Below are 19,231 nucleotides of genomic sequence, written 5' to 3' on the forward strand. Positions count from 1 at the left end.
TTAATTTTGGCAATTTTTTTCATTGTCTTCTTTAAGTTGGATGGCTTCCCGTTTAGACTATGGGACGAATCTATGTTTGCTGTAAATGCTTATGAAATGCAGGAAAATGGTCAATATGGCCTGCCATACTTTAATGGCGAAATTGACAGTAGACAAACCAAACCGCTTTTGTTAACCTGGATTCACTTAGGATTTATCAAAGTTTTTGGGTTTAATGAATTAGCCATACGCCTACCTTCAGCAATTGCTGCAGGCACTACAATTGTTGCACTTTTTTATTTTTTAAGAAAAAATGGCAACGCTATATTATCTTGGATAGGCGCAATTATATTATTGACTAGCTTAGGATTTGTTACTTTTCACACTGGTAGAACAGGTGACTCAGATGCACTATTAACTTTATTCACCACTTTATCTTGTCTACATTTTATCAATTGGCTGCTGAAAGAGCAAGGGAAATATTTAATCTACACTGCCGTTTTTATCGGACTGGGCATCATGACAAAAAGCTTTGCTGCCATCATCTTTATCCTACCTTTTACTTTATTGGCATTTTGGTTTAAGCGAAAAGCAACCTTAGCTTTGTTCAAAGCAAAAGAAATATACTTCGCTATTGGCATTTTGCTATTATCTGCTTTTATCGCTTTTGGATTAAGAGAAATTGCTGAGCCAGGTTTTATACAGCGTACTTTTTATAAAGATGCTGGTAGACTTTTTGACACAGTAGAAAACCATGCACAAAGTTGGGATTTTTATATAAATCATATTTTTTACAGTCGATTTGATTTTTGGACGCCTTTGTTTTTCTTAGGCGCTGCTTTGGCTTTTATCTATCCTTTTCCAAATCAAAACCTGACTTTAATATTTCAATCCGCTTTCATCATATTCGCTGCATACTTATTGGTGATTACTTTGTCGAGCACCAAACTAATTTGGTACGACATGCCTTTGTATCCGTTGATGGCAATTGTAGCAGCTACTCCTATTTATATACTGTTAGAAAAGCTTGCTTTAAATTTAAACTACCAAGTAATTGCAATACTCGTTTTTGCACTGATTCCTTTAAGAAAAGCTTTTTTTAATGCACAATCAAACACCATGAACGAGGCGAATAAAAAAGTAGAGGCGCTTGGTATTTATTTACATGCCAAGTCAAAACAAAACAAATACGAATCCTTCACCATTTGGCACCAAGGGTATTTAGGCACTTTGTTATGTTACAAATATATGTATGACGCAGCTGGTGCAAACATTACCATAAAATATACGAATGATTTTTCCAAAGGGGAAAAAGTATTGGTCGCAGATGAAAAATTAAAATTAAAATTAATCTCGACCCATGTGGTCGACACTTTAGAATACAATAAAAACGTACTATTAACGCAAATAAAATGAGTAAAACGTTGTTAAATATCGAAAATCTTCATGCAGAAATTGAAGATAAACAAATATTAAAAGGATTAAACCTTAAAGTAAATGCTGGAGAAATTCATGCCATCATGGGTCCAAACGGAGCTGGTAAATCAACTTTAGCATCTGTACTTTCTGGTAGAGATGGTTATGAGATGACGGAAGGAAAAGTAGATTTTGACGGTACTGACTTGATGGAATTAGATCCAGACGAGCGTGCAAAAGAAGGTTTGTTTTTAGCATTTCAATATCCAGTAGAAATACCGGGTGTGTCAAACATCAACTTTTTAAGAACTGCTTTGAACGAAATTCGTGAATACAGAAAAGAAGAACCTGTATCTGCAAAAGAATTCATGACTATGGTTCGTGAGCGATCACAAATTGTTGAATTAGATTCAAAATTAGCTTCACGTTCAGTAAACGTAGGCTTTTCAGGTGGAGAAAAGAAAAGAAATGAAATATTTCAAATGGCCATGTTGGAGCCAAAATTAGCCATTTTGGATGAAACGGATTCTGGTTTAGATATTGATGCCTTAAGAATTGTTGCAGCGGGTGTAAACAAGTTGAAAAATGAAAACAACGCTGTGGTATTAATTACACACTACCAACGTTTGTTAGATTATATTAAACCTGATTTTGTACACGTATTGGCGGATGGGAAAATCATTAAGACTGGCGGACCAGAATTGGCGTTAGAATTAGAAGAAAAAGGATACGATTGGCTTACCAAATAAAAAACAACATGAACGTACAAACAGATACTAAATTGCAAAGTTTTTTAAGTGGTTTTGAAGGTGTTCGCGAGAATGCTATTCAAAATGAAGCTTGGGATGCTTTACAATATTTAGACTTTCCGACTACCAGAGATGAGTATTGGAAATATACAAGAATCAGTAAAATTGCCAATGCAAAACTTAGTTCAGGAAAAGCAAGTAATACTATCCTTGACCTAGAAAAGCACCTATTAAGTGATCAATTCGTAATTATTGAAAATGGCATTTTTAGGGCAGATTTATCTTCCTTCGACTTGTCAAAAGTGAATGTAAAGGTAGAATCAACAGATACATTAGTGCAAACTACTGCCAACATGGATGAGTTGTTTCAAGCTATGAATACTGCATTAGCAGAGCAAACTTTATTTATCAGTATTCCTAAAAAACAAGTTTGGGAAACACCAGTTCAAGTAATTTATATCACTACTGAAAATCAAATCATGTCGAATACCAGATTGGTTTTTGAAAGTGAAGATTTTGCAGAAGGGCATGTAATTACGACCTTCATCAATGAAGGAAACTCACAAAGTCTTTCTAATCACTACACCGAAGTATTGGTGGCCGAAAATGCCCATTTAAAACTTGATAAGATTCAAGTTGGAAATGGCTGGCACGTAGCCACAGAAAACGTATGGCAAGACGGGAACTCTACTTTTAAGATCAATACCATGACTTTAAAAGGGGATATCGTTAGAAACAATTTAAACATTGAAGTAGCTGGTGAAAATTGCGAAACCTTTTTAAATGGCGCTGTCATCACCAAAGAAAATCAATTGGTAGATAACCATAGTTTTGTAAATCACTTAGTATCTAACTGTATGAGTGATGAAAACTATAAATACGTATTAGATGGTAAATCTACGGGTGTATTTAACGGTCGTGTAGTGGTTCAACCAGATGCCCAAAAAATTAATGCTTACCAACAAAATGGAAATGTATTACTTTCTGATTTTGCTAAAATAAATTCTAAACCAGAGTTAGAAATTTATGCGGATGATGTAAAGTGTTCTCACGGCTCAACAACTGGACAACTAGATGAAGATGCTTTGTTCTACTTGCAAGCAAGAGGAATTTCTAAAGACAAGGCACGTAAGATTTTAGTTTCTGCTTTTGTAGGCGAAGTACTACAATCTTTAGATAATGAAAAGGTATTGGCTTATGTCAATCAAGTTTTATTTGATGAATTTGGTTGGACAGAGATGTAAACAACCTATAAAAATAACAAAAAAACCGAAAATTAATTTTCGGTTTTTTTGTTTCTTACTTATCCATTTATTTAACAAGTGGCCAATATGGACGACCTTTTATAGGCGCATATCTTCCCTAAAACAACCGTAAATAAACTCGAGTTATCAAAACGCAACAGCAGTCAAAACATGTATCTTTACATTTAATACTACTGACAATGCAATAAGCACAAGTATTTTCGTAATTTTGGAATTAATTGAATCATGAAAAATCCCAATTTTATCCCATTAGCAAGTCCCGATATCACTCAAAAAGATATTGAAGAAGTAGTAAAAGTACTCAAAAGTGGCATGCTGGTACAAGGGGAAAAAGTAATGGATTTAGAGCAAAAATGTAGCGCATTCATTCACACAAATCATGTCTCAGCCTTATCCAATGGTACTGCAACAATGCATTTAGCACTTGTAGCATTAGGAATCGGAAAAGGGGACGAAGTAATTATTCCAGCATTCTCATATATCGCTACAGCGAACGTCGTTGAATTAGTTGGCGCGACTCCAGTTTTTGTAGATATAGAATTAAGTACTTTTAATATTGATATTTCTAAAATTGAAGCGGCAATAACCGATAAAACAAAAGCCATTATTCCAGTTCATGAATTTGGTTTAGCATGCGACATGACGCGTATAATGGCAATCGCAAATAAAAATAACTTGTTTGTAATAGAAGATGCTGCTTGTGCCTTAGGCGCTATGCATAATAACCAAGCGGTAGGAACCTTCGGTGATTTCGGTTCATTTTCTTTGCATCCACGAAAAGCAATTACTAGTGGAGAAGGCGGTTTATTAGTTTCAAAAACTTTAGAGCAAGACCAAAGAATAAAAACGCTAAGAAATCATGGCATTAAAATAGACGAAGGTAAGATGATATTTGTGGAAGCGGGATTTAATTACCGTTTAACTGATATACAAGCGGCATTGGTTGGAAGTCAGTTTGACCGACTATCAGAAATACTTGATAAAAAGCAATACTTAGCAAACCAATACCAGCAAAGCATAAAAAACCCAAAATTTGTGCTTCCTCAAATAAGTAATAAAAACACACATACTTGGCAAACATATCATCTTTTATGTGAAACAGAAGCATTAAGAAACAGCACTATAAATTATTTAAAAACTAAGAATATTGGTACTAATTATGGTGCTCAAAATATGCCAGCACAAACTTATTATGCGAACAAATACAAACTCGACACGGTAGCCCTTTTTCCAAATGCCGACATAGCATATAAGCGAGGGTTGGCCATACCTTTATACGAAAAATTAACATTAGAAGATATCGAATACATTTCGAACCAAATCAATACTATTTAAACATGAAAGGAGAAACTATTTTTATAACTGGGGGCGCAGGCTTCATTGCTAATATCCTTATAAAAAAGTTAGTAGCAGATAATAAAATAATTATTTACGATAATTTTTACAGAGACACTTTAACAAAAAGTGGTTTAGCGGACCACCCAAATATCACCGTAATTAATGGTGATGTTTTAGATGCTGCAAAATTATCGAAATCTATGGCTGGTGCCACCACTGTAATTCACGCAGCGGGTATAGCAGGTATTGATACCGTTATAAAAAATCCAGTCGTAACTATGCAAGTCAATATGATTGGCACCGCAAACGTATTAGAAGCCGCATACCAAAACAAAATTACCAATCGATTCATTGACTTTTCAACTTCAGAAGTATTTGGCTCAATGGCATACAAATCTACCGAAAAAGACGAAACAGTATCAGGTTCCGCAGGGGAAGCGAGATGGACTTATGCAGTAAGTAAATTGGCAGGGGAACATTTAACTCATGCTTACCACAGTCAATATAACCTACCTACTGTAACGGTTAGACCATTTAATGTTTATGGACCGGGTCAAACAGGGGAAGGTGCAATACAAATTTTTATTCGAAAGGCACTGGCTAATGAAGACATAACTATCAATGGAGATGGCAACCAAATTAGAGCATGGTGTTTTGTGGACGATTTTGTAGATTGTGTCATGCGTGCATTAGCCTCTGACAAAGCGATTGGTGAAAGTTTCAACATAGGGAATGCAAGAGCAATAACTACAATTCTAGGATTAGCAGAAGCAATCTGTAGGGTATTAAAGTCAGATTCTAAAATTATTTTTAAACCCGCCCTATCTGCCGATATAGAATTAAGAATTCCATCCGTTAAAAAAGCAGAAGAATTATTAAATTTTAAAGCTAAAGTGGACTTAGAAGAAGGAATTTTAAAAACTGCTGAGTGGATTAAACACAATTAGAATGGACCGATTAAGCGCATTAAAAAATAAAGAAACTGAAGAGATATTTTCAAAACTTAATGTTTTACATGAAGAATTATCTCAAGCATTCAGCAGTGAATTTGATCGCTCTTTACCCTTCAATGAATTGTTGCTAGACAGATGGGAACGAGCAAAAAAACTTGGCTGGGGAAACGGTACTTCTATTTATGATAATGCTTATGTATTTGGTGATGTAACGGTTGGCGAAAACACATGGATTGGTCCATTTACGATTATTGACGGCACAGGAAGCTTAACCATAGGAGATTTTTGCACCATTTCAGCTGGTGTTCACCTTTATTCCCATGATAATGTTTTAAGAACCTTAAGTGGCAATCGAAAACCTATTCTATACGCGCCCTTAAAAATAGGATCCAATACTTATATTGGTCCGCAATCAATTATTAGTAAAGGTATTTCCATTGGTGATTATGTAATTATTGGTGCTAATTCTTTTGTTAATAAAGATGTTCCTTCTAATGCTATTGTTGCTGGAAACCCTGCTAAAGTAATTGGAAAAGTAATTTGTAAAGGAGATGAAATTGTATTAAAATATGGCATATGAAAATATTGCACTTACCATACAATATTGCCAGTTTTGCAACCATTACAGTAAATGCAATTAATCAAACAGAACACCAAGCTAAAGGTTTAATTTTAACTGAAAACAACAAACTACACAACAACTCGAATTTAACCGTCATTCCGCCAACCAATAGTATATTTAATAAAATAAAACGCCTGTTTTTTTTTGTTAAAGCTGTGCTTTGGGCAGATGTAATACATTGGTATTATGATGAGAAAATACTAAAAAAAAACTACGCATTAAGATTCATTAAATGGCTTAAAAAACCAGCTATTGTAGAATGGCTAGGAACAGATATTAGAAATCCCTTAATTGAATTTGAGGACAACCCATACTTTAAGGCTGCATATCCTCTTTTTTATGCGTTACCTCCTGAAAAAATTGCAGAACAAACCACTTCTATGCAAAGAAAATTTGCTGAAGCTGGTTTTGAAACAGCGTTGTGTTCAGATATGCAAAAGTATATTGTTCCAGACGTTTTTAATAAATGCCACGTATTACGTCAAAGAATAGCTGTTAAAAATCTCCCAAAAAACTATCCTTTAGCTACCCAACAAAAACCTGTACTAGTACATGCCCCGTCCAAAAAAGATGTAAAAGGCACACATTTTGTTTTGAAGGCAATTGAAACTTTAAAAGCACAAAACTTATCTTTTGAATTCAAAATAATTCACAACCAAACACATGAACAAGCGATAGAAGCAATTCAAAATTGCGATATTTTTATTGATCAGTTTATTATCGGAGGTTATGGCATGGCAGCCATTGAAGCCATGGCATTTGGCAAACCTGTAATTGCCTTTATAAAAGAGGCCAACTGGACAGACTATCCTGCATCATGTCCAATTATCAACACCAAAGGAGAAGACTTAGCGACTACACTAAAAATCCTTATTTTAAATGGTCAAAATAGAAATAAAATTGGAATCCATAGCCGTGCTTATGTCGAGCAATTTCATGATACCGCTGTAATAATTCCCGATTTACTGGAAATTTATAAAAAAGTGATTGACAATAAATGAACTTCCAGTAAAAAAGATACAACAAAAATTGGTTTTTGGTAGACTTTGAACATACCCGAAAAAAGCATAGCAACACTTAGGTAAAAGCTATATAACAAGCTCGTAGTTAAAACCGCATCAAATTTTTAAACCTGATTAATTCATCAATTTCTTATATCGAACTCATTTTGGTTCCAAATCCCCTATTCCACCCTCAACTTCTCTACATAAACGCCTGTTGTTGTTGCAATTTTTATCAATACAAACCCGTTTACAGGAGACATGGTAAAATGCAAGACTCCATTAGTGATACTTTGATCTAAAGGAATTTCTTGTCCTAATAGCGTATAAACAGTAACTTTTATTTCATCCAAACTACCAGCGTATTGAATGTTGAACTGACCCTGACTTGGGTTGGGGTAAATACTAAACACTACTTCCTTTGAAGTATTAACTGCCAATCCAGCAATGGTGTGACACGCTGAAGTATCGGTACAACCATTTTCCACATTGGTGACAATTAGTGCATAATTACCATTTGTAGCAGGTTCAAACAGATGGCTTGTTTCGCCTGGAATAATTGCCCCAGCATCATCACAATCTATCCACTGATATGTAACACCGTTACTATTGGCTTGGAGAGAAAATCCGTTTTGTGTTACCGAAGCATCTACAGTATTTACGGTTAAATAGGTCTTCACTACACTATCACCACCACAAATATTCGTTAAGGTATCTTTATAAATACCGCTACTGTATAATGTATCACCCGATATGGAAACATATTGTTGACAAACCAAAGCGGACTGGGTACTTGAGTTTTGAATATTGCAAGATTCTAAACGCCACAATTCACGGCCATGAATATTTTCTTTGGCATTAAAGTACATATACGACCCCGCTGTTTTAAGACTTTTTGGAACTGTACCTGTCATTTCATTGGGGTATAAGGTGGTTAAGGACTGAACTGAAGCACCATCATACTCCCATAACTCAGTACCAGCTACCGTACCATTTGCACTTTGCGTAAAGTATAAGTTACCATTGAAAGTCTCAAAATAAATAGGATCAAGTGCAATATTTGTCGACCCATTTGATGCATTAACATCCTGCACCATTGTGGCTACAGCACCATCAAACTCCCACAACTCGGTACCATTTACACCTTCAGTTGCCGCAAAGTACAAATTCCCATTGTAAACCTTTAGGTTATTGGCTGGCCTCATACCATCATCAGGTCCCGGAAAACAATCAAAAGCCATACTTGCCGAAAGTCCATCATATTTCCACAATTCAAAACCATGTAAAGTATCGAACCCTACAAAATACATTTCATTTTGGTAAACAGTTGCAGAAACTCGAAAACCCCATAAGGTATAAATACTGGGTAACACTGAAGAAGCACTACCAGTTATTGTATTTGGCACCGTAGTAAAACTAACACCATCAAATTCCCATAACATGTAAAGGCCGTTACAACTTGTACAAGTACCACTGAAATATAATTTATTTTGGTATTCGGTTAAAAACGTACCCGATTCAAGTGGACTATTCACCACAGTGCCTGTGGTTCCATCATACTTGTAAATATCAAAAACACCCTGGCTATTGTAATCGTGTATGATATACAAAGCATTGTTAAAAACCCGCATGGTTGTAATCATGCTATTGATGGTGTTGGCTGGCAGCCAACTGACTATGATAGGCTGGTTCACACCGTCGTATTGCCAAATTTCAGGTCCTTTAACAGAGTCTGTAGCATTAAAATACAATACGTTATTGTAAACAATAAAACCTTGGGGACCAGAATGTGCCGGAATGCTTGAACCATTTGTGGTACCTTGAAATAAATCTGCTACCAAAATACAAGTATCCCCATCCGTCTTCCACAGTTCAGCCCCATGAATGGTATCGTTCCCCGAATAATAATACCAATTATTAAAACTGGCACCTACAACTATGCTAATACCATCCTGCGTTTGGTTTGAATTTACATCTTGCACCATATAAGGTTGTGCAAAAACTGCATTTGTTAGTAATAAGCAGATTATAAATTGAAATGCTTTCATAAGAAATACTATTTATTGATTTCACCAATATTAAAAAAAAAAAACAACTGCCAAATAATTAAGAGGTTAATTGCTAAGTTAAGCATTTTTTAAATAAAAAAAGGAAGACAAATTGCCTTCCTTTTTCCAATCAAATTTTTAAAACTGATTAATTCATCAATTTCTTATATCGAACTCTTTTTGGTTCCAAATCCCCTATTCCACCCTCAACTTCTCTGCATAAACACCCGTAGTTGTTGCAATTTTTATCAACACAAACCCGCTTGCAGGAGACATGGTAAAATGCAAGACTCCACCACTGACACTTTGCACTAAAGGAATTTCTTGTCCTAATAGTGTATAAGCAGAAACTTTTATTTCATCCAAACTACCAGCGTATTGAATATTGAACTGGCCCTGACTTGGGTTGGGGTAAATACTAAACACTACTTCCTCTGAAGTATTAACTGTCAATCCGGCAATGGTGTGACACGCTGAAGTATCGGTACAACCATTTTCCACATTGGTGACAATTAGTGCATAATTACCATTTGTAGCAGGTTCAAACAGATGGCTTGTTTCGCCTGGAATAATTGCCCCAGCATCATCACAATCTATCCACTGATATGTAACACCGTTACTATTGGCTTGGAGAGAAAATCCGTTTTGTGTTACCGAAGCATCTACAGTATTTACGGTTAAATAGGTCTTCACTACACTGTCACCACCGCAAATATTCGTTAAGGTATCTTTATAAATACCGCTACTATATAATGTATCACCCGATATGGAAACATACTGTTGACAGACCAAAGCAGACTGGGTACTTGAGTTTTGAATATTGCATGATTCTAAACGCCACAATTCACGCCCATGAATACTGTCCGTGGCATTAAAATACAAATAAGGACCAGCTGTTTTTAAACCTTGAGGGTTTATGCCAATAGTATGATTTGGAAATATATCAGCTACTTCCTGTATACTATTACCATCATACATAAATAAACCTATACTGTCTAAAACCGTTCCATCACTGTTATTACTGTGCATAAAATACAATTTATCATCAAAAACCTCCAAATACATTGGATAAATTGTGAACGCCTGAACACTTGGATTATAAATATTTACATCCTGAATCATATTAGCATTTACACCATCAAACTTCCATAACTCAATGGCATGAACACCGTCTGTTGCAGTAAAACACAACTTGTTTTGATACACCGTAAAACTTGTTGCAAAGCTGCCAGAATTACTGCTTGTACTTTCCCCAAATCCTCCATTAGACCCTGGTAGTATTTCTACAGCCATGTTGGCCACATTTCCGTCATACTCCCATAATTCATAGCCATGTACACTGTCATAACCAGGAAAGTACAGTTTGTTTTGGAATATCGTAGTTTTCTTCCGATAGGCAGGGATATTAATCCCTGAGTTTGTAGGTAGATTTGCCCAAAAAACTGCATTGGAAACTTGAATAAAACTTGAACCATCAAACTTCCACAAAGTCGCATTATTTGAGCATGTGCTACAAGTGCCTACAAAAATCAGTTCACCTTGAAATTCATTGACAATGGAACCTCCAGTTAACGGCGTTGAAATTTGTGAGGCTGTCAAACCATCATACTTATAAATTTCTGCAAAATTGTAACCTGTTCTAAAGATGAATAAATCACCATTAAAAACTCTCATTGAATAACTAACTGGATCAAACGTTGCATTTAGGGCGACAAATGGTAACCAATTAGCCAATTGAGGTGAATTTACACCATCATATTCCCAAAGTTCATAACCTTCAATGGAATTAATTGCGGAAAAAAACAATCTACCATCAAAAACCAAAAATTCCATTGGTGATGAATTATTAGGCCAACCTGTAGTTGTATTGTTCCCTTGAAATAAATCAGCTACCATCATGCAAGTATCTCCGTTAGATTTCCACAATTCCTGACCATAAACAGAGTCATCAGCTGCATAATAATACCAATTATTATACTCAATGCCGTTTGCATTTAAAACACCTGCGGAAACAGAACTTGGATGTACATCCTGCACCATATAAGGTTGTGCAAAAACTGCATTCGTTAGTAATAAGTAGATTATAAATTGAAATGTCTTCATAAGAAATACTATTTATTGATTTCACCAATATTAAAAAAAAAAACAACTGCCAAATAATTAGGAGGTTAATTGCTAAGTTAAGCATTTTTTAAACAAAAAAAGGAAGACAAACTGCCTTCCTTTTCCTCATTCACTTTTCGGCTTATTTTTATACTTTTGGTTAATACAAAAAACCAAACAACCAAAGTGGGACCTTATTTCTAAAACCCACTTCAATATTATCAGCTGCTATAAAACCTTGCTCCAACCCTTTTATTTGATCACTTGACTTATGCTTTCCGCCGACTTCAAAGGTGTATTTTTCATTCACTAAAAAGTCACTTTCAACACTGTTGTTTACTTGGTGCTTGTAGTTTAATTGGTTTAGAAAAAAAGTCTCTCTTAAATTACCCACTTCTTCGGCTGATGACCCAATGGCGTACATTAAATTGGTGTTTTCTAAATAGATTTTATCTGGTTTAACTAAATAGTTATTCCCCTTGCCACTTGTTTTGAGATTCGTAATTAAATTTGCTCTTTCAAGGTAATCTAAATACAATAAGGTAGAGGAACGTGAGGTGGTATCAATTTTAGCCGACAATTTTGTGATATTTGGCTGAAAAGGAACGGACATAGCAATAACATACAATAGTCGTTTCAACTTATGGATGGTTTGGTATTCAGTATTGTAAATAGAAGGAACGTCTACCTCTAACGCCAAAGTAACTGTATTGGCAAGCTTTTGATGATAAGCTAATTCACCTTGCTTATAGAACGGATAATATCCTAGTTTGAGGTACCGTTTAAAATGTGGAATAATCCTTAAATCTTTTGTGATTTCAGAAGCAATCGAGATGTGATTTTTACAGATAGTTTCTAAATCATATGATTCAAGTTCAATGTCGCTATCAATTTTTAAAAACTCCCGAAACGACAATCCTCTTAGCTCATAGCTTACGGCACGCCTGCTTAAATCTGCCGCCCCTTTATATATTTCTAGAATTGATGAACTTGTAAATACTATGTTCAAGGTATTATAGGTATCATAAATAGTTTTTAATTCAATCGACCAATTATCGTATTTATGCACCTCATCTAAAAACAAGTATTTCCCTCCGTTTTCGTAAAACTCCTCGGCTAAACCAACTAATGAATTTGCTTGAAAATAAAAATCATCTAAACTAACGTATAATACAGAACCATCATTCTTTAAGGTACTTTTAATATACTGCAACAGCAAAGTTGTTTTCCCAACCCCTCGCGACCCTTTAATAGCAATCAAACGCTCATTAAAATCTATATCATGCACTAAATACCTTTCTAATAAAGTATCATTAACGGTATTTAGTTTAATATTAAATGCTTTGAATAGCTTTTCCATATCCGTATTACTCACAATGCAAATATAGTCTATTTTGTATTATTAAAAATACACACTTTATTGTTTTATGTATTTACAAAAAAACAAAAAGTTTAGTAAAACGTATTTTATAGAATACATTTCAAGACAGCTACTATTAAAACATTTAAAAACAACAACATATAAGAACTGAAAATTATCACTACTACTAAAACAAATGACAATAAACAAAAAAGAGAAGACCTCAGCCTTCTCTTTTACATTAATAAATAACAGAAAATTAATTCATCAATTTCTTATATCGAACTCTTTTTGGTTCCACATCACCAAGACGTTTTTTCTTGTTCTCTTCGTATTCAGAATAAGAACCTTCGAACCAATACACTTCAGAATCGTTTTCGAAAGCCAAGATATGCGTACATAAACGATCTAAAAACCATCTATCGTGAGAAATAATCACACCACAACCAGCAAAGTTTTCAATTCCTTCCTCTAAAGCTCTAATGGTATTTACATCCAAATCATTGGTCGGCTCATCCAATAGCAACACATTGGCTTCCAACTTTAACGCCATAGCTAAATGCAAACGGTTTCTTTCACCACCTGACAATACACCAATTTTTTTATTTTGGTCAGACCCTGCAAAGTTGAACTTACTTAAATAAGCCCTTGCATTTACCTTTCTATCCCCAATTTCAATAAAATCCATCCCGCCAGCGACTACTTCAAAAATAGTACTTTCAGGTTTCATGTCTTTATGGGTTTGATCTACGTATCCAATCTTCACGGTTTCTCCCACTTCAAATTCACCTTTATCAGGTTGCAATTCATCCATGATCATTTTAAAAATAGTGGTTTTACCAGCACCATTTGGTCCAATAATTCCCACAATTCCGTTTGGTGGCAAAGAGAAGTTTAAGTCAGAATACAATACCTTATCGCCAAAAGCTTTTGCTACGTGAATCGCTTCAATTACTTTAGACCCTAAACGTGGTCCGTTTGGAATCGGCAATTCTAAATTCGTTTCTTTAGTATCATTATTTTCACTTAATAACTTATCATAGTTATTCAAACGGGCCTTACTTTTAGCATGTCTTCCCTTTGGGTTCATTCTCACCCACTCCAACTCACGTTCTAATATTTTTCTTCTTTTGGAAGCTGTTTTTTCATTAGCAGCCATTTTGGATGACTTTTGTTCTAACCAAGAAGAATAATTTCCTTTCCAAGGAATTCCTTCTCCTTTATCTAATTCAAGAATCCACCCTGCTACGTTATCTAAGAAATACCTATCGTGGGTAATGGCAATTACAGTACCGGCATATTGCTTTAAGTGTTGTTCTAACCAATCTACAGATTCGGCATCCAAGTGATTGGTAGGCTCATCTAATAATAAGACATCTGGATTTTGCAGTAACAATCTACAAAGCGCCACACGTCTTTTTTCCCCACCTGACAATGTGCCAATGGTTTGGTCTTCTGGCGGACAACGAAGCGCATCCATTGCACGTTCTAATTGGCTATCCAATTCCCACGCATTTAAATGATCAATTCTGTCTTGAACTTCACCTTGTCTTTGGATTAGTTTATCCATTTTATCTGGATCGTTCATAATAGCCTCATCCATAAAGCCATTATTTATCTCTTCGAACTCAGCTAATAAATCCACTGTTTCTTGAACACCTTCCCTTACAATTTCAATCACGGTTTTATCGTCATCTAAAATTGGCTCTTGGGCTAAATAACCAATACTGTGTTCTTTTGAAAACACAACATCACCTTGATAATCTTTATCGAGACCTGCAATAATTTTAAGTACGGTAGATTTACCTGAACCGTTCATCCCTATCACACCAATTTTGGCGCCATAGAAGAATGACAAATAAATGTTTTTAATAATTAATTTTCCTTGGGGCGTAGTTTTTGAAACGCGCTCCATTGAGAATATAATCTTCTTATCGTCTACTGACATATGCTTATAATTCTTTAAATGAGGTTATCATTTTCTCCATGGTGTTAATATGTTTACTTTCCTGGCTTGCCATGGTCCAAGTGTGGAAAGAATAAAAATTCAAATCGGTTTTAAAAATAGTAAGATAATAAAACATTTCCTCATTTATTTCAGGAAAAAGGCCCCAAATCTTATAGGCAATGCAATCGGCACCATTTACCTTCGTAAAGGACGATACCCTTTGCACTTTTGGGTGCATTAAGGAAGCTTTTATATTTTGCAGGTTAAAATCTGCATAATCCGCTAGAGAATAATTTTCTTTAATTTCAATCAAATCGACTTGCGGTTCATAAATCATCATGGCATAAAACTCTTTTAATAAGTTTCCATATTGCATTATCGCATCCTCATTATCAAGGTCAGCTTTGGTAAAATAACTTGGAAGGTCTATTTCAAAAACGCCATCAAATTCGGTGGTTTCATACTTATCTGTCGCATTACAACCGACCATGAAAAACAGTCCGCTTAGCACTAAAAATAATAGCTTATTCTTCATTCTTTTTTTATTTAATTTCGAAAGATGCAATCATCATGTTCATTTCTTCTTTGTGTTTCCCTTGGTCGTTTTGCATGCACCAGGTCAATAATTGATAAAAGGTATCTTCCGTTTCGTACACTGCCATTTGATAATATACTAGATAGCTTCCTAATCTACCCAAAAAAGAATTTTTTATCGTTGGAATTCCATTCACCATTTCTGTTACAGGATTTTCTTTTTCCGCAGAAAAATCTTCTAAAATGAGTGCTAAGTTAATTGCTGTTCTTAAGTTAAGTGCGCTTAAGTCCACTTTCCCTGAATCGACCATAGTTTCTGCAAAGGCTGTTTTTGCATAAGGAATCACCGTTAAGTAAAACTCATCTGATTCCTGTTTACTTTCCAAACTATCTTTTGGTTCAATATAACCATACTGTATGGCTGCTTGTGCGTTAATATCGTCCATTTCTATAAAGTAATTAGGAATAGAAAGCGAAAAAACATTAAGATAAGCTATTTCTTGCATAGCACTCTCATCACTTTTCACTAAGTCCATATCACCATTAGTATTTGAACATGCGACAATAAACAAGAACAAGAGCAAGCTAAAAAAGACTTTTATTTTATGTGTAATCATAGGAATATGGATGGAGTACAAACTTACAAAAAACTACCCTACTATTGGAATTAATTAAATCTAATATTCTTAATCTGATTCCTTTTAACTATTTTCGCAGGATAGTAAAATGAATTCAATGAACATTGCAATATTTGGTTACGGTAAAATGGGGAAAGAGATTGAGAAAATCTTAATCGAAAGAGGACATAAAGTCGTTGAAAGAATCACCAGTAAATCAGACAAATCTGCAATAAACACTTCAAATATTGATGTTGTGATTGAATTTTCATCCCCCCATGCAGCGGCGGCAAACATTCAATTTTGCATAGACCATAAACTACCCATAGTCATTGGTACTACAGGTTGGTACGAGCAATTAGATACATTAAAGCAAAATTGCAATGCAAATCAATCCGCTATGGTATATGGCACAAACTTTAGCATTGGTGTAAACATCTTCTTTACCATTAACAGTGCATTGGCAAAAATCATGAATGCTAATTTAGGCTATACTTGTACCGTAAAGGAAGTACACCACACAGAAAAAAAAGACGCACCAAGTGGTACAGGAATTACAATAGCTGAGGATATTATAGCAGAGATGGACACTTATCAAAAATGGGAAAATGTTAATAAATCTGAAATTTCGGGTCCAGAAGTACTTTCATTAGCATCAGAACGTTTACCCGACGTACCAGGCACACACATTGTGTCCTACGAAAATAATATAGATAGAATTGATTTAATTCATACCGCTAAAAACCGAACTGGTTTTGCACTCGGAAGTGTACTTGCAGCTGAGTGGATTAAAAATAAACAAGGCGTATTTTCAATTAAAGAAATTATGCCTGAACTTATTAAAGAAATAATTTAAGATGGTAACATACACAGGACTTATTATAGGATTTTTAATCATTTTTTTAACCCCAATTATTGGATTGTGGCATAAAATATTTCCAAAAATTGGCAGAAAATCATGGGAGGCTTTTATTCCATTTTATAATTATTATGCCGTTTTAAGGGCTTGTGGTCAACCTTGGTACTGGGTATTTTTCATGTTATTTCCAGGCGCGCAGTTTATTATGTTTGCTGCAATAAACGTAACCTTAATCCGTAAATTCGGTCAATTTGGTATCAAAGAAACTATTTTGGGAATCCTTTTCCCTTTTCCTGTGTTTTGGCAAATTGCAAACAAAGAAGAACTACAACCTGTTGAGCCTACAAATTGGGATATTGCAAAACAAGTAGACGCTAGAACAGCCAGTGATCACATTGCATTATTTTTTGCATTACCGGTGATAGGAAATGTGATTGTATATGCTTTTTCCTTACTTGGGTTTAACCAAAAACGAAGAGGAAAGAAATCAATGATTAAGGAATGGGGGGATGCCATTTTATTTGCATTGGTTGCTGCCAGTGTCATTAGAACTTACGTGTTTGAACCTTATCAAATTCCTACAGGTTCTATGGAAAAAACCTTAATGATTGGAGATGCTTTATTTGTAGAGAAAGTTACTTATGGTCCAAGAGTACCAAATACACCATTTTCATACCCTATTTTCCACAATATGGTACCTTGGCTAAACATCAAGTCTTATTCCGAAATTCAAAAAATACCTTACACTCGTCTACCTGGCTTTAGATTCGTCAACCAATACGACGTTACCGTATTTAACTTTCCAGCTGGTGACTCGGCTTTGAACGATCCTAGGATGCCAAATGGCTTGATTGCACATACTTATGAGCAAATATTAAGAGATGAGGCTTATTTAATGGCTTTAAAAGAGAGAAAGTCTATTGCTTATTTTGAAGCACATTATGCACAATATTTACACAGAGCTAGACAAAGTTTTATTAAAAATGGGAAAGTTTATTCTAGACCAGATGGAGAGACTGGAGAAAACTATACTGTAATTAATGGCATTTTAACCCGTCCGGTAGACAAGCGTGAAAACTACATTAAAAGAACGACTGCCGTTGCTGGCCAGACTATTGAAGTAAAAGACAAAGAATTATTTGTAGATGGAGACTTAGCATGGCAAGCCGACGACATGGAATACTCTTACAAAATTGTAGGTAAAAAATATGAAAACTTACAAGTTAGAAATCAAAAAGACTACGAAAAATACCAACGCTTAGATGCTTTTTATAAAGGCAACTTTAAATGTAGCTACAACGAAGTACACGGCAATGTACAAGGAGATGTTGTGGTGCCATTGACAAAAAATAACTACATTAAAGCAAAGCTAAAATATCCTAATCTGCAATTAGACATCAAAGAAAAGGGCTTCTATAAAGAAATGTTAGCCGCAGGGTATTCCTCTTATTTACCAATTTTCCCTAACGATCCGCAATACGATTGGACAGAAGATAACTTTGGTCCATTAACCATTCCGAAGAAAGGTGACGTGATTACTTTAACGCATGAAACCTTACCAATTTACAGAAGAATTATAACTGCTTACGAACACCATACCTTAGCGGAAAAAGCAGATGGTATTTATATTGATGGTGAAAAAGTAACAGAATACACTATTGGTATGAATTACTATTGGTTAATGGGAGATAACAGAAACAACTCTGCCGATTCTAGATTCTGGGGATTTGTACCAGAAGATCACATTGTAGGTCGTGCAGCATTTATTTGGATGTCTACAGATGAAAAAGGATACTTTGGAGGCATTAGATGGGAACGCGTATTTAAAAAAATTAAATAATGATTCCTGTACTTCCTGCAACCTATTTAGGAAATACAGCATACTTTAGCCAATTGGCAAAACACAAAGTTGTTCATGTTTTAAGGGACGAAACATACCAAAAGCAGACTTTTAGAAATCGTGCAGTTATTTTAAGTGCCAATGGTCCTTTGAGTCTAAGCATTCCTGTAGTTCGCCCATTTGGAAAGAAAACAAAGACTGCAGAAGTAACTTTTAGTCTAGCAGAAAACTGGAAATTAAACCACTGGAAGACTTTAAAAAGTGCCTACAATCGCAGTCCATACTTTGAGTTTTACGAAGACAGTTTTAAATCAGTTTTCTTTGAAGCATACGAAAACTTATTTGAATTCAATACTGCTTTAACGAACTACTTGATAGGTAAGATTGGCATTACTTGCCAACTAAAACCCATTGAAAATAATGGAGCAAATATTCCACTAACCCTTGATTTTAGTCCGAAAGTAGAAATTATTTTTAAGCCCTACCCTTACCTACAAACCTTTACTGAAAAATATGGATTTGTACCTAACCTAAGCATCTTAGATTTACTATTTAACGAAGGCCCAAATACCATTTGCATTTTAGAAGAAAGCTATTGA

The 19,231-nt window shown here is 35.0% G+C and carries 16 protein-coding genes; 10 read left to right on the plus strand and 6 right to left on the minus strand.

Going from position 1 to position 19,231, the window contains the following annotated elements; translation table 11 throughout:
- The first annotated feature begins 6 nt into the window (after positions 1-6).
- The 7 genes from DNU06_RS02040 to DNU06_RS02070 all read left to right on the plus strand — a co-directional run bounded on the left by DNU06_RS02040 (position 7) and on the right by DNU06_RS02070 (position 7,323).
- The gene (locus tag DNU06_RS02040; protein WP_146239110.1) at positions 7-1,395 is read left to right on the plus strand and encodes an ArnT family glycosyltransferase; all 1,389 of its coding nucleotides are present in this window, start codon (positions 7-9) and stop codon (positions 1,393-1,395) included.
- An 8-nt stretch (positions 1,396-1,403) separates the two neighbouring features.
- A complete protein-coding gene (gene sufC, locus DNU06_RS02045) occupies positions 1,404-2,144 on the plus strand; it encodes a Fe-S cluster assembly ATPase SufC (RefSeq protein ID WP_199398979.1) in 741 nt (246 codons plus the stop codon).
- Between the two features lie 8 nt (positions 2,145-2,152).
- Complete coding sequence (sufD, locus tag DNU06_RS02050; RefSeq protein ID WP_146239111.1) at positions 2,153-3,388, plus strand: Fe-S cluster assembly protein SufD; 1,236 nt, start codon at positions 2,153-2,155, stop codon at positions 3,386-3,388.
- Positions 3,389-3,634: 246 nt separating this feature from the next.
- The gene (locus DNU06_RS02055; protein WP_111061537.1) at positions 3,635-4,744 is read left to right on the plus strand and encodes a DegT/DnrJ/EryC1/StrS family aminotransferase; all 1,110 of its coding nucleotides are present in this window, start codon (positions 3,635-3,637) and stop codon (positions 4,742-4,744) included.
- A 2-nt stretch (positions 4,745-4,746) separates the two neighbouring features.
- Entirely contained in the window at positions 4,747-5,694 is a 948-nt protein-coding gene (locus DNU06_RS02060; RefSeq protein WP_111061538.1) for an NAD-dependent epimerase/dehydratase family protein, read from the plus strand.
- A 1-nt stretch (position 5,695) separates the two neighbouring features.
- Positions 5,696-6,280, plus strand: coding sequence for an acyltransferase (locus DNU06_RS17995; RefSeq protein ID WP_111061539.1), 585 nt, complete (start codon positions 5,696-5,698; stop codon positions 6,278-6,280).
- Positions 6,277-7,323 (plus strand): glycosyltransferase, encoded by a 1,047-nt coding sequence (locus DNU06_RS02070; protein WP_111061540.1) that lies wholly within the window; start codon positions 6,277-6,279, stop codon positions 7,321-7,323. The genes DNU06_RS17995 and DNU06_RS02070 overlap by 4 nt, the downstream gene beginning before the upstream one ends.
- A gap of 182 nt (positions 7,324-7,505) precedes the next feature.
- On the opposite strand, the gene DNU06_RS02075 is transcribed toward DNU06_RS02070, so the two are convergent.
- The 6 genes from DNU06_RS02075 to DNU06_RS02100 all read right to left on the minus strand — a co-directional run bounded on the left by DNU06_RS02075 (position 7,506) and on the right by DNU06_RS02100 (position 15,852).
- Positions 7,506-9,371: a T9SS type A sorting domain-containing protein gene (locus DNU06_RS02075; protein ID WP_111061541.1), complete on the minus strand. Its 1,866-nt coding sequence runs from the start codon at positions 9,369-9,371 to the stop codon at positions 7,506-7,508.
- Between the two features lie 195 nt (positions 9,372-9,566).
- Positions 9,567-11,474, minus strand: a complete 1,908-nt coding sequence (locus tag DNU06_RS02080; RefSeq protein WP_111061542.1) for a hypothetical protein — start codon at positions 11,472-11,474, stop codon at positions 9,567-9,569.
- 160 nt (positions 11,475-11,634) lie between these two features.
- The gene (locus DNU06_RS02085) at positions 11,635-12,834 is read right to left on the minus strand and encodes an ATP-binding protein (RefSeq protein ID WP_111061543.1); all 1,200 of its coding nucleotides are present in this window, start codon (positions 12,832-12,834) and stop codon (positions 11,635-11,637) included.
- Positions 12,835-13,093: 259 nt separating this feature from the next.
- Entirely contained in the window at positions 13,094-14,782 is a 1,689-nt protein-coding gene (ettA, locus tag DNU06_RS02090) for an energy-dependent translational throttle protein EttA (RefSeq protein ID WP_111061544.1), read from the minus strand.
- 4 nt (positions 14,783-14,786) lie between these two features.
- Positions 14,787-15,317, minus strand: a complete 531-nt coding sequence (locus DNU06_RS02095) for a hypothetical protein (RefSeq protein WP_146239112.1) — start codon at positions 15,315-15,317, stop codon at positions 14,787-14,789.
- A gap of 7 nt (positions 15,318-15,324) precedes the next feature.
- Positions 15,325-15,852 carry a hypothetical protein gene (locus DNU06_RS02100; RefSeq protein ID WP_146239113.1) on the minus strand — a complete coding sequence of 176 codons (528 nt, stop codon included), beginning with the start codon at positions 15,850-15,852 and terminating at the stop codon, positions 15,325-15,327.
- Between the two features lie 199 nt (positions 15,853-16,051).
- Here DNU06_RS02100 and dapB point away from each other — a divergent pair, with 199 nt between their 5' ends.
- From dapB to DNU06_RS02115, 3 genes are read left to right on the plus strand one after another with little or no spacing between them, the layout of a single operon-like run.
- A complete protein-coding gene (gene dapB / locus DNU06_RS02105) occupies positions 16,052-16,789 on the plus strand; it encodes a 4-hydroxy-tetrahydrodipicolinate reductase (RefSeq protein ID WP_111061547.1) in 738 nt (245 codons plus the stop codon).
- A 1-nt stretch (position 16,790) separates the two neighbouring features.
- Entirely contained in the window at positions 16,791-18,632 is a 1,842-nt protein-coding gene (gene lepB, locus DNU06_RS02110) for a signal peptidase I (RefSeq protein WP_199398972.1), read from the plus strand.
- The gene (locus tag DNU06_RS02115; protein WP_111061548.1) at positions 18,632-19,231 is read left to right on the plus strand and encodes a WbqC family protein; all 600 of its coding nucleotides are present in this window, start codon (positions 18,632-18,634) and stop codon (positions 19,229-19,231) included. Before lepB ends, DNU06_RS02115 begins: the two co-directional genes overlap by 1 nt.

Source organism: Putridiphycobacter roseus (genome assembly GCF_003234935.1).
GTDB lineage: Bacteria > Bacteroidota > Bacteroidia > Flavobacteriales_D > Crocinitomicaceae > Putridiphycobacter > Putridiphycobacter roseus.

Bases quoted from the DNA above. Each gene is read 5' to 3' on its own strand.
- lepB (WP_199398972.1), top strand. From the start codon at position 16,791: ATGGTAACATACACAGGACTTATTATAGGATTTTTAATCATTTTTTTA.
- DNU06_RS02055 (WP_111061537.1), top strand. From the start codon at position 3,635: ATGAAAAATCCCAATTTTATCCCATTAGCAAGTCCCGATATCACTCAA.
- DNU06_RS02070 (WP_111061540.1), top strand. From the start codon at position 6,277: ATGAAAATATTGCACTTACCATACAATATTGCCAGTTTTGCAACCATT.
- DNU06_RS02115 (WP_111061548.1), top strand. From the start codon at position 18,632: ATGATTCCTGTACTTCCTGCAACCTATTTAGGAAATACAGCATACTTT.
- DNU06_RS02080 (WP_111061542.1), bottom strand. From the start codon at position 11,474: ATGAAGACATTTCAATTTATAATCTACTTATTACTAACGAATGCAGTT.
- DNU06_RS02075 (WP_111061541.1), bottom strand. From the start codon at position 9,371: ATGAAAGCATTTCAATTTATAATCTGCTTATTACTAACAAATGCAGTT.
- DNU06_RS17995 (WP_111061539.1), top strand. From the start codon at position 5,696: ATGGACCGATTAAGCGCATTAAAAAATAAAGAAACTGAAGAGATATTT.
- DNU06_RS02095 (WP_146239112.1), bottom strand. From the start codon at position 15,317: ATGAAGAATAAGCTATTATTTTTAGTGCTAAGCGGACTGTTTTTCATG.
- DNU06_RS02085 (WP_111061543.1), bottom strand. From the start codon at position 12,834: ATGGAAAAGCTATTCAAAGCATTTAATATTAAACTAAATACCGTTAAT.
- DNU06_RS02060 (WP_111061538.1), top strand. From the start codon at position 4,747: ATGAAAGGAGAAACTATTTTTATAACTGGGGGCGCAGGCTTCATTGCT.
- DNU06_RS02100 (WP_146239113.1), bottom strand. From the start codon at position 15,852: ATGGACTTAGTGAAAAGTGATGAGAGTGCTATGCAAGAAATAGCTTAT.
- dapB (WP_111061547.1), top strand. From the start codon at position 16,052: ATGAACATTGCAATATTTGGTTACGGTAAAATGGGGAAAGAGATTGAG.
- ettA (WP_111061544.1), bottom strand. From the start codon at position 14,782: ATGTCAGTAGACGATAAGAAGATTATATTCTCAATGGAGCGCGTTTCA.
- sufD (WP_146239111.1), top strand. From the start codon at position 2,153: ATGAACGTACAAACAGATACTAAATTGCAAAGTTTTTTAAGTGGTTTT.